Annotated in this window: 5 protein-coding genes and 2 rRNA genes; 1 reads left to right on the plus strand and 6 read right to left on the minus strand. The window is 48.5% G+C overall.

From position 1 onward, the window contains the following. Positions 1–151 precede the first annotated feature (151 nt). A complete protein-coding gene (locus EZMO1_RS24620; RefSeq protein ID WP_034877683.1) occupies positions 152–1705 on the plus strand; it encodes a hypothetical protein in 1554 nt (517 codons plus the stop codon). On the opposite strand, the gene EZMO1_RS24625 is transcribed toward EZMO1_RS24620, so the two are convergent. The 6 genes from EZMO1_RS24625 to EZMO1_RS24650 all read right to left on the minus strand — a co-directional run bounded on the left by EZMO1_RS24625 (position 1693) and on the right by EZMO1_RS24650 (position 11147). Continuing rightward, positions 1693–4128 carry a penicillin acylase family protein gene (locus EZMO1_RS24625; RefSeq protein WP_051790223.1) on the minus strand — a complete coding sequence of 812 codons (2436 nt, stop codon included), beginning with the start codon at positions 4126–4128 and terminating at the stop codon, positions 1693–1695. The two genes, EZMO1_RS24620 and EZMO1_RS24625, sit on opposite strands and share 13 nt — an antisense overlap. Positions 4129–4247: 119 nt before the next feature. Next, positions 4248–5165, minus strand: coding sequence for a ribosome biogenesis GTPase YlqF (gene ylqF, locus EZMO1_RS24630; protein ID WP_034877682.1), 918 nt, complete (start codon positions 5163–5165; stop codon positions 4248–4250). Between the two features lie 59 nt (positions 5166–5224). Further along, the gene (locus EZMO1_RS24635; protein ID WP_034877681.1) at positions 5225–6151 is read right to left on the minus strand and encodes a 2-hydroxyacid dehydrogenase; all 927 of its coding nucleotides are present in this window, start codon (positions 6149–6151) and stop codon (positions 5225–5227) included. Between the two features lie 99 nt (positions 6152–6250). After that, positions 6251–7483 carry a dicarboxylate/amino acid:cation symporter gene (locus tag EZMO1_RS24640; protein ID WP_051790220.1) on the minus strand — a complete coding sequence of 411 codons (1233 nt, stop codon included), beginning with the start codon at positions 7481–7483 and terminating at the stop codon, positions 6251–6253. A 442-nt stretch (positions 7484–7925) separates the two neighbouring features. After that, positions 7926–8041 (minus strand): 5S ribosomal RNA (gene rrf, locus EZMO1_RS24645). A gap of 164 nt (positions 8042–8205) precedes the next feature. Next, positions 8206–11147: ribosomal RNA gene (locus EZMO1_RS24650) — 23S ribosomal RNA — on the minus strand. Positions 11148–11177 lie beyond the last annotated feature (30 nt).

Here is an 11177-nt window from a genome sequence, read left to right on the forward strand (position 1 = left end):
AGGCTTCGCATTAAACAGCCTTATCTCCGGAAAAGCACAGCCTGTGCTTTTCCGGCTTACCTACCGGGCAGCCTCCTAGCCGCACATACCATTAACTGCTTAACTTTATTATGAAAAGTGAATTTACCTAATAAATAGCAGGGACAGTGATATGGTTTTCAGGCGCTCAACATCCAGCGAAAGTGTCGCTGGTTTTTCGTCTACTCAGCCCGAAGTGCCCGAAAATAGAAATGCCCGATTTCGTAGCTCCAGCGTCTCTGCTCAGGAAGGCAAGTCTTACTTAGGCACCAGCTCCCAGCTTCAGAGGCTTCCTACGGCACTGTCTGAGCGCACGGTAAAACATATCACCACCGTTAAAGCCTGCATTACATTGGCAAGGCTGCTGGCTGGGGTGAGTCAGAGTGCCCGCTCATTTGTCGTGTCACGTTCACAGGATCTCGTTTATACCCTTCTACAGAACAACACCCCACAAGCCAGAGAGTCCGCCCATAAACTCATCGACAAACTGGACAGACAACAGAAAGAACAAAACGAAGATCTGGCAGACTGGCGTTGCAATGCTTACAGCCAGCTTGGCCAGCAGTATGCCGAAGCAAACGACACCGATAAGCTGATTCAAATCGCTGAATCAATGGAAAATGAACTGTCCCATTGCTCTTCATCCCATAGTCGTCTCGTTCGAATGAGTCTGGCTAATACCTGCCAAACTATTGCAGAACAAACCATGAACCTGAAAACTCTGGCAGCCAATAAAAAAGCAGCTAACTATGTGGTGAATATTGCAAGGTTCAGCAATGACGCGACCGTTCAGGAGTGGCAAATACAGCGCGCAACAGATTTATTGAAGCCAATAACAAGCTCTTCGTCACCGGATGTACGCCATTTCGCTGTTCAGTTTATGAAAGATCTCGAAAACAACGCGAGCGACCCATTAAAAGTTAACCAGTTTCTTCAGCCTTATAAGTTCGATATTGCCCCAACCGCTTTTGCTACCGAGCATTTATCCTCTGACGAAACAATAGAGATGAAAGCCGATAACTCAACGGCTCCACAAAAAGTAGTAGTCTACGGCCGCAACAGCGATCAGATGATACAAAGGGTAGAAACATCTTACCAGTTAAACGGCCATGTTAAGGCTTCTGATAACTCATACAAACAATTGCCATTCAACTCCGGCTCGATTGATATTATGGCCAGTGAACCCGTCAGCCAGAGTGAAGCCTCTCTGGTTGCCCGCCAGCGGCTGGCTAAAAGATTTGATGCTGGCGATATTACACAGCTGCCATCGCAAGGAACAGACTACACAATGGCTCAGCTTGATCCGGGTGAATCAGATCGGATTTTGTTCTATACCGACATTGACGCCCCTTATCGCCAGCGTGAGCAGTGGCTGAGCGATCTGCAAAACTTTGCGGTCATGCTCAACTGCGACCCGGTTAACAAACAATCCAGATGGCAAAGAGTCCGTTTTCTGATTAACTGCGACGGCCTGACCAACCCATCAGACATAAACTTCCGCCGTCAGGGTATTATGGATGATGTGAATAGACTCCTAAAACCCATGGGTCTGACAATGGATGAAGGACACTTTGCCATGACCGCTACACTATCCAGAGAACTGCCAGAAGCCTACCGCGATGACTTTCACAGGCAGTTCACTCCGGGGGCTGAAATGACGTTTTCGGAACATCATCAACGAGGCTGAAGCGTCAGGGTGTGCAATGTTTTCTGCGGTAAAAACGGTGTTTTATCACCCTTCACCCAGTCCATATAGCCCCGGTTGTAAAAAGGCGACAATGGGTGACCACTCTGCCCCCCGGGCATATGAAAAATACCATCCTCTTCCCGCCCGGGAGCAACAATAATTCGCTCGGAAACGCCTGACGATAGTTGCTGTGCCTTGGGCATCCATAGATCACCCGTTAAAGGTACGGCTGGCATGTTCAGCCACTGCCCGATAACAGGAATGGCTGAACTGAGCGGATGATTAATTTTCGCCGTATTGCGCTGACCCCAAGTCGCCCGGGCCAGCGCTGTTTCACCACCAAGGTCTCTTATCACATCATCAATGGATTCAAGCAGCAGATCATCCCAGCTTTCATACTTTGGGCTTAACCAGTGCAATGGACGCTCGTCCAGCAGTCGCCAGATCATTTCTTCATCATGGTTTAACTTCTGCATCCAGCCATCATCATAATCCGAAGCAGTGCTTTCTGGCAGTGTTTGTCCGGAAAGAGAATAGAAGTAACGCCCCAGAGACTGTTGAATTTTAAGCATCACACTGTCGTTAAGTTCCCGCGCCAGACGATAGCCAACATCATCAACCCCAGCCTTTCCAGACCATTCAGACAGATATTGATAAAACGACTGACGACTTCTATTTCCAGCTCTGGCAGATTCAGTGAGCGTTTTCATAGCCAAATTGCGCCATTCACTCATGTAGATTGCCCTGTGATCCAGAGCAATTGTCATCATCGCTGCCTCATTGGCCTGATCCAGTCCCATCAGAGCATTGCGAATCTGTAGCTGCCTTGGGCCCGGAGCATAACCTCCATTGCCAAGTTTCTTAAGATTTTCCCCTGAAGCCACCCTGGCGTTTGCGGTCCATATCCGGTTCGATTCAGGGTTCATCACTGCCGGATACTCTTCCGGTGTCAACCAACGTGACCACTGAGCATCTGCCTGAGCCCAAGGAACAGGGTATGTGGAATCCAATTCAAGCTTTGAGGGCATTCGCCCTGCAATCGTCCATCCTATATTGCCTTTGCTATCTCCTGCGGTGAAGTTCTGGGGGGGAATACCACTGGCATTGGCAATCGTCATCGCCTGCTCTACTGTTGTTGCAGATTCCAACTCAATCAAGTTGAGATTGGTTGCATTGGGATTGTGTGCCGTCCAGCGTAATGCATAGGATGTGTTGCCAAACAGTGATTCAACCACTGGTCCCCAGCGGGTAGCCTGATAGTCAACAGTGACAGGTTTCTGACCTTTGACGGCAATGGTTTCTGACCACTGATACAAAGATTCATTGCCTTCCGGGGTCTGATAAACATTCCCTTCCATATCAAGAGAAATCAGATCAACCCAGTCGCCATAACTGTTCGTAAAACTCCACGCAACAGAACCATTACTGCCTACAACAATGATGGGAGTGCCGGGCAAAGAGACACCGGTTATCTTCACTTCTTTCAGAGAGTCTTCTGGATGAGGATAGCGAAACTGTGCCCGGTACCAGACATTGGGAACTCTGTGGTTCAGATGCATATCATTTTCAACCAGTGCACCACCATGGCTTGTGAGAGCACCAGACACTGCCCAGTTATTGCTACCCAGTACAGCATCTTCAAAACGCTCTCCTGTCAGGTGTTTATAAGTCATTAATGGTTTACTGCGAAGGTTGACCTGATCAGAAGCTGGCAGGGCAGGAGCCAAAAGGTTATCTTCAACAAGGGGCGAGTCCCAGCGTGTTGGCAATGGTGACAGAAACTCAATGACCTCTCTGGAAGCAACTTGTTCCAGATACCCCTTGGTGTTATCCAGATGGGCATCACCGTCGTTTAAATCCAGATACATGCTGAATACGGTTAAAAAAGTATCTTCATTCAGCCACGGCTGTGGCTTAACATTCAGTAACCAATATTCAAAAGGTTTGGAACCCAGATCTGTCAGGCCGGCATTGACGCCACGGGTATAAGCATTAAGGATGTTTTGATGTTTCTCTGAGAGGAGCTGCGCTGCTTGCTGGGCAACCAGTCTGAAGCGATGTTTCCTTTGTTTTTTATCGTGTTCCAGTGCAATTGAACCAACCAGTTCGGATAACTCTCCGTCGGAATTTCTTCGTCCAAGATCCATCTGAAAGAAGCGTTCCTGAGCGTGCAGATAACCGGTAGCAAAAGCGACATCTGTCCGGTTATTACCTGTGATCGTGGGAACCCCATAATAATCACGTTCAACAATAACCGGGTCATCAACACCTTGTACCCAGACATCACCATCCAGAACCGGCAAACTACTCCGTAGCGTGTTAACACTCCAAAGAACAAGAATCAGTAATAAGGCAAGAACCAGCAGAAGGACACGAACAAGCCACCGTTGTTTTGGCGACCTTGTTTTGAGAAACAAAGACATGACAGAACCTGTTTTTATTATTATTTTTTTCAGGGGTAAACGTAACATGACTGGGAAAAGGAAGTAAGGCTGATGCTGTTTGTCCATCAGCCTTTTTCTCAGAAATCGGTGTTAAAAGACTATCGTCTTTTTTTACGGGGTGCTTTCTTTGCGTCTTCCTGTTCTTCTTCTTCGGCTTTCTTCGCCATAAGAATTTCCATCTCTTTTTCAATGATGTCTGGTGTTTCCAGACTCAGGCGACCAAGGCCACCGCTGCGGAATTCGTTCAGAAGAATTTCAGACACCTTATGAGTATCGGCAATGCCTCCACGACGCATGCAGTTACGACGCTGGGCAATAACATCCATCAGCTCTATGTCATTATCAGGCAGTTCACTAATCTGGAAGCGCTGTTTCAGAGCGTCCGGGTAAGCCTTTAAAAAGTACTCGGCCGCAAAGTAAGCAATATCTTCATACTCAATAACGGCATCCTTGATCGCTCCGGATATTGCCAGACGATATCCACAGGCTTCAGGCTCCAGCTTTGGCCATAAAAAGCCGGGAGTATCCAGCAGGATCATACCATTGGGCAGTTTGATACGCTGTTGCTGCTTGGTCACTGCGGGCACATTACCGGTTTTGGCAATAATCCGGTTTGCCAGTGTGTTGATCATGGTGGATTTGCCCACATTAGGAATCCCCAGAATCATGGCTCGCAGCGGCTTCAGCTCCAGATTTCGGTTCACCATGCTTTCAGCCAGAGGCAACAGAGCGCGCACCTTGTCAGGCTGGTTGTTGGTGGTGGCAATAGCCTTTACGCCTTTTTCTTTCTCCATGTGCTGTTGCCACTGCTGGGTCACCACCGGATCGGCCAGATCGCTTTTATTGAGCACCTTGATGTAGGGCGTATCTCCACGCAGGGATGGCACCAGTGGGTTTCCACTGCTGAAAGGAAGCCGGGCATCCAGAACCTCGATGATCAGATCGACTTCCGGAATTACCTTTTTGATCTCCTTTCGAGCCTTGTGCATATGCCCGGGAAACCAGTTAATCGCCATAATAAAACCCTTAATCTCGTGAAGGCGGTATTGTAAAGGTTCGTTCCCAGAGTTCCAGTTTAATAGCCTAAAGATCGATCAACGGGGTCTGGCATGATGCCTTTTTCAAACTGCTGAATATAGGTGGCAATCTGCTCCATTGCCCTTTCCCTTGGGGTCGGCGCTGAAATATGGGGTGTAATGATCACCTGTTCGTACTGCCATAGCGGGTGATTTTCATCCAGAGGTTCGTGTTCAAACACATCCAGTACTGCTCCCCGCAGATGTTTTGTATCGAGCAGGCTCTGGACGGCCTCTAGATCAATGACTGAGCCTCGCCCACCGTTGATCAGGATGGAACCTTCTGGCAGACGAGACAATGAGTCCTTATTGAGCAGGCGATAAGTAGAGTCTGTCGCAGGCAATAACGAAACCAGCACTGTTGAATGTTCCAGCAGTTCCTGTAAGCCCTCATCGCCCGTGAACGTTCTGACACCGTCAATGTTCTTATTGCTTCGGCTCCAGCCATTCACTGGAAAGCCCAGATCTCTCATGTGAGTTGCGACGGCTTTTCCAATCGTGCCAAGTCCCAGTACACCAATGCTCCACTGGGACTGGTCAGGAATTTTATAACCTCTCCAGACATTATTTGCTTGTTGCCGACGATAAACATCAAAGCTGCGGTAAAAGTGCATAACGCCATAAGCCACATAATCAGACATCAGCTTTTCCATGCCGACACCGCGCAACTTATAAATCGGAAGATTTTCAGGAAGCCCCTCCATATTGATCAGATGATCAACGCCTACTCCCTGATTAAAAGCAGCTTTCAAAGCGGTTTGCTCTTTGAAGAATTCAATGGGTGGCTGCCAGATAACGCCATAGTCAGCCAGCCATCCTGTTTCCTGATTATTTTGCCATTGCCGAACATCGGCTTTGGGAAAAGCCTGTCTGACCGCCGATTCCCATTTATCACCGGCTTCTCTGTTATAAACAACGATCTTCAAAGCCTTTCTCCCTAGTCAATTATCTCTGCAGAAACAGTTTCTTAAGGCAAAAAAAAGAGTGCAGAACAATAGTTTGCACTCTTCCGGCTTCTTTTTATATCAGGAAGCTGTATTTCCGGCTACAACACTCGTAGTTGTTTCGGAAGCAGCTGCGGCGAGTTCGCCATTCTTGTTGAAAAGACCTTCCAGCATCAGGGTTATTGCACCGTCTCCGGTCACGTTACAAGCGGTGCCAAAACTATCCTGCAGAGCAAAAATAGCCAGCAGTAAGGCGACACCTGCCGGGTCGAAACCTAGAACACCAACAACAATACCCATTGATGCCATTACAGTGCCACCAGGTACACCCGGTGCTCCAATGGCGAAAATACCAAACAACAGAATGAATGTGATCATTGTGCCAAAGCCTGGTAATGCACCGTACAGCATGAGAGAGATTACCATGGCAAAGAAGGTTTCAGTCAGCACAGATCCACATAGATGAATGGTTGTGCCCAGAGGAACCATAAAATCAACAGTGTCCTTGGTCAGCACTTTTGATTTACGGGCGCAGCTCAGAGCCACTGGCAGTGTAGCGGCACTGGACATGGTACCCACTGCTGTTAAATAAGCCGGTCCATAGTGCTTTATGACTTCCAACGGATTCTTGCCTGAAATCGCCCCGGCAATGCTATACAACACACCAAGCCAGATAGCATGGCCAAGAAGAACCAGCACTACAACTTTCAGGAATACAGGTAACTGCTCAGTCAATGTTCCCTGATAAGCCAGACCAGCAAAGGTAGTCGCTATAAAAAATGGCAATACCGGGATAACCATTTTTTTCACAACCATCATCATGATCTTTTCGAACTCATTGAGCGCTCTTTCAAAGGATTCGGCTTTGGTACCCAACACGGTTATGCCCAGCAAAATGGCCGTTGCCAGTGCCGTCATAACCGACATTAACGGTGGAATATTCAACTGAAACCCAGCATCAGGCAGTGGACGTAATCCTTCTACAGACATAGGTACAGAAAGATGTGGAATAATCAAAAGCCCTGCTACATAAGCCATAACAGCGGCACCAACCGCTGAGAGGTAAGCAATACTGATTCCAGCTCCGAGCATTTTGTTAGCATTATGCCGTAGTCGTGTAATAGCCGGAGCAATAAAACCAATTATCACTAGCGGAATAGTGAAAAAGATAAATTGCCCAAGAATATGCTTGAACGAACCAATCACACCCATGACCGATTCATTGGCAAACAAGCCAATAGCTATACCTATAGCAATCCCGACCAATAGCTTATTAATAAGCCCCCACTCACTCTTTTTATCGTCCTTACTCATAACTTCCCCCTGAGGATAAGAGCATACTTCTGACGTTTATAGAGACACCTGCGCAGGTAATGACTTCAAGATTATTGTGAGAGAATGTTACATTTTGCGATTCGAAATCAGGTTGACCTTTATCAAGATATTTAGATGTTTTAGGTCACTGCCCGTTAATTCTTTTTTGATTTTGATCTTTTTCTAAACACAGTAAAAACCCTACTCATTAGGGTTTTCTATCTTTCATAGAGAATTGTTAACCACATTGTCGGTAATGCTTTCTTATATGCGCTTATTATTTTTCCGCAGAAAGCAAAAAGCCCGACAGATTTATCTATCGGGCTTCTCTAAATATTTGTCTGGCGATGACCTGCTCTTACACGGGTTCGTCTTCTTTGTACTTTTTTCCACACATAGCAAAAACCCTGACAGATTTCTCTATCAGGGTTTTCTAATGAGTGCCTGGCGATGACCTACTCTCGCATGGGGAATCCCCACACTACCATCGGCGATGCATCGTTTCACTTCCGAGTTCGGGATGGGATCGGGTGGTTCCAACGCTCTATGGTCACCAGGCAAAACTGGTTGAAGTTAGCTGTTCAGCTAGCTTCCGGAATCCAAAATCTGACCTCCAAGGATGGAGGAAATGCTGAACAACGTCTGGAACGTTGTCAGTAAAATAAGCTTTATTCTTGCTTTTACACTCTCTAGTGCATGGCACCAAATCGCTTTGGCGTTATATGGTCAAGCCTCTCGAGTCATTAGTACTGGTTAGCTCAACGCCTCACAACGCTTACACACCCAGCCTATCAACGTCGTAGTCTTCAACGTCTCTTATGTGGCCTCGAAGGCCAAGGGAAGTCTCATCTTGAAGGGGGCTTCCCGCTTAGATGCTTTCAGCGGTTATCCCGTCCGAACTTAGCTACCGGGCAATGCGTCTGGCGACACAACCCGAACACCAGTGGTTCGTCCACTCCGGTCCTCTCGTACTAGGAGCAGCTCTCCTCAAACTTCCAACGTCCACGGCAGATAGGGACCGAACTGTCTCACGACGTTCTAAACCCAGCTCGCGTACCACTTTAAATGGCGAACAGCCATACCCTTGGGACCGGCTTCAGCCCCAGGATGTGATGAGCCGACATCGAGGTGCCAAACACCGCCGTCGATGTGAACTCTTGGGCGGTATCAGCCTGTTATCCCCGGAGTACCTTTTATCCGTTGAGCGATGGCCCTTCCATTCAGAACCACCGGATCACTAAGACCTACTTTCGTACCTGCTCGACATGTACGTCTCGCAGTCAAGCTGGCTTGTGCCTTACACTAACCGCACGATGTCCGACCGTGCTTAGCCAACCTTCGTGCTCCTCCGTTACTCTTTGGGAGGAGACCGCCCCAGTCAAACTACCCACCACACAATGTCCCGATCCCGATAAGGACCCGGGTTAGAACCTCAATATTGCCAGGGTGGTATTTCAAGGTTGGCTCCATGCAGACTGGCGTCCACACTTCAAAGCCTCCCACCTATCCTACAAGCAAAACATCAAGATCCACTGTGAAGCTGTAGTAAAGGTTCACGGGTCTTTCCGTCTAGCCGCGGATACACTGCATCTTAGCAGCGATTTCAATTTCACTGAGTCTTGGGTGGAGACAGCGTGGCCATCGTTACGCCATTCGTGCAGGTCGGAACTTACCCGACAAGGAATTTCGCTACCTTAGGACCGTTATAGTTACGGCCGCCGTTTACCGGGGCTTCGATCAAGAGCTTCGATTCTCTTAAAAGAGAGTCTAACCCCATCAATTAACCTTCCGGCACCGGGCAGGCGTCACACCGTATACGTCCACTTACGTGTTAGCACAGTGCTGTGTTTTTAATAAACAGTCGCAGCCACCTGGTATCTTCGACCAGCCAGAGCTTACGGAGCAAGTCCTTCACCCTAGCCGGCGCACCTTCTCCCGAAGTTACGGTGCCATTTTGCCTAGTTCCTTCACCCAAGTTCTCTCAAGCGCCTTGGTATTCTCTACCTGACCACCTGTGTCGGTTTGGGGTACGGTCCCTTTTGACCTGAAGCTTAGAAGTTTTTCCTGGAAGCATGGCATCAACCACTTCCCAGCCGTAGCTGGTTCGTCATCAGTTCTCGGCATTCTCTATTAAAGAGGGACCCGGATTTACCTAAGACCCTTGCCTACAACCTTAAACACGGATAACCATCACCGTGCTGGCCTAGCCTTCTCCGTCACTCCGTCGCAGTCAAAAGGGGTACAGGAATATTAACCTGTTTCCCATCGATTACGTCTTTCGACCTCACCTTAGGGGCCGACTCACCCTGCGCCGATTAGCGTTGCGCAGGAACCCTTGGTCTTCCGGCGGGGGAGGATCTCACTCCCCTTATCGTTACTCATGTCAGCATTCGCACTTGTGATACGTCCAGCATGCCTCCCGGCACACCTTCAACCGCTTACACAACGCTCCTCTACCGCTCAACAGTAAACTGTTGAACCCGTAGCTTCGGTGAATAGTTTGAGCCCCGTTACATCTTCCGCGCGAGCCGACTCGACCAGTGAGCTATTACGCTTTCTTTAAAGGGTGGCTGCTTCTAAGCCAACCTCCTGGCTGTCTGGGCCTTCTCACATCGTTTCCCACTTAACTATTACTTTGGGACCTTAGCTGACGGTCTGGGTTGTTTCCCTTTCCACGACGGACGTTAGCACCCGCCGTGTGTCTCCCTTGATTGCACTCATCGGTATTCGGAGTTTGCATGGGGTTGGTAAGTCGGGATGACCCCCTAGCCCAAACAGTGCTCTACCCCCGATGGTGATACAAGAGGCGCTACCTAAATAGCTTTCGAGGAGAACCAGCTATCTCCGGGCTTGATTAGCCTTTCACTCCTATCCACAAGTCATCCCCTGGCTTTTCAACGACAGTGGGTTCGGTCCTCCAATCAGTGTTACCTGATCTTCAACCTGCTCATGGATAGATCGCCCGGTTTCGGGTCTATTCCCAGCGACTTGTTACTCTAAAAAGAGCGGCGCCCTATTAAGACTCGCTTTCGCTACGGCTACCCTATTCGGTTAACCTTGCCACTGAAAATAAGTCGCTGACCCATTATACAAAAGGTACGCAGTCACCCATCGCTCAATAAAGAGCAAGTAGGCTCCCACTGCTTGTACGTACACGGTTTCAGGTTCTGTTTCACTCCCCTCAACGGGGTTCTTTTCGCCTTTCCCTCACGGTACTGGTTCACTATCGGTCAGTCAGTAGTATTTAGCCTTGGAGGATGGTCCCCCCATGTTCAGACAACATTTCACGTGTGCCGTCCTACTCGATTTCACAATAAAGGTGTTTTCGTGTACGGGGCTATCACCCACTATGGCCACACTTTCCAGAGTGTTCCACTAACACCAAAATTGCTTAAGGGCTGGTCCCCGTTCGCTCGCCGCTACTAGGGGAATCTCGGTTGATTTCTTTTCCTCCGGGTACTTAGATGTTTCAGTTCCCCGGGTTCGCCTCCTAAACCCTATGTATTCAGGTAAAGGATACCGGCTTATGCCGGTGGGTTTCCCCATTCGGAAATCGTTGGGTCAAAGCTTGTTTATCAACTCGCCAACGCTTATCGCAGATTACCACGTCCTTCATCGCCTCTGACTGCCAAGGCATCCACCGTGTACGCTTAGTCACTTGACCATATAACCCAAAGCGATCTAATAAATTAGA

The organism is Endozoicomonas montiporae CL-33 (genome assembly GCF_001583435.1).
In the GTDB taxonomy this organism is placed as follows: domain Bacteria; phylum Pseudomonadota; class Gammaproteobacteria; order Pseudomonadales; family Endozoicomonadaceae; genus Endozoicomonas_A; species Endozoicomonas_A montiporae.

Bases quoted from the DNA above. Each gene is read 5' to 3' on its own strand.
- EZMO1_RS24620 (WP_034877683.1), top strand. From the start codon at position 152: ATGGTTTTCAGGCGCTCAACATCCAGCGAAAGTGTCGCTGGTTTTTCG.
- EZMO1_RS24625 (WP_051790223.1), bottom strand. From the start codon at position 4,128: ATGTCTTTGTTTCTCAAAACAAGGTCGCCAAAACAACGGTGGCTTGTT.
- ylqF (WP_034877682.1), bottom strand. From the start codon at position 5,165: ATGGCGATTAACTGGTTTCCCGGGCATATGCACAAGGCTCGAAAGGAG.
- EZMO1_RS24640 (WP_051790220.1), bottom strand. From the start codon at position 7,483: ATGAGTAAGGACGATAAAAAGAGTGAGTGGGGGCTTATTAATAAGCTA.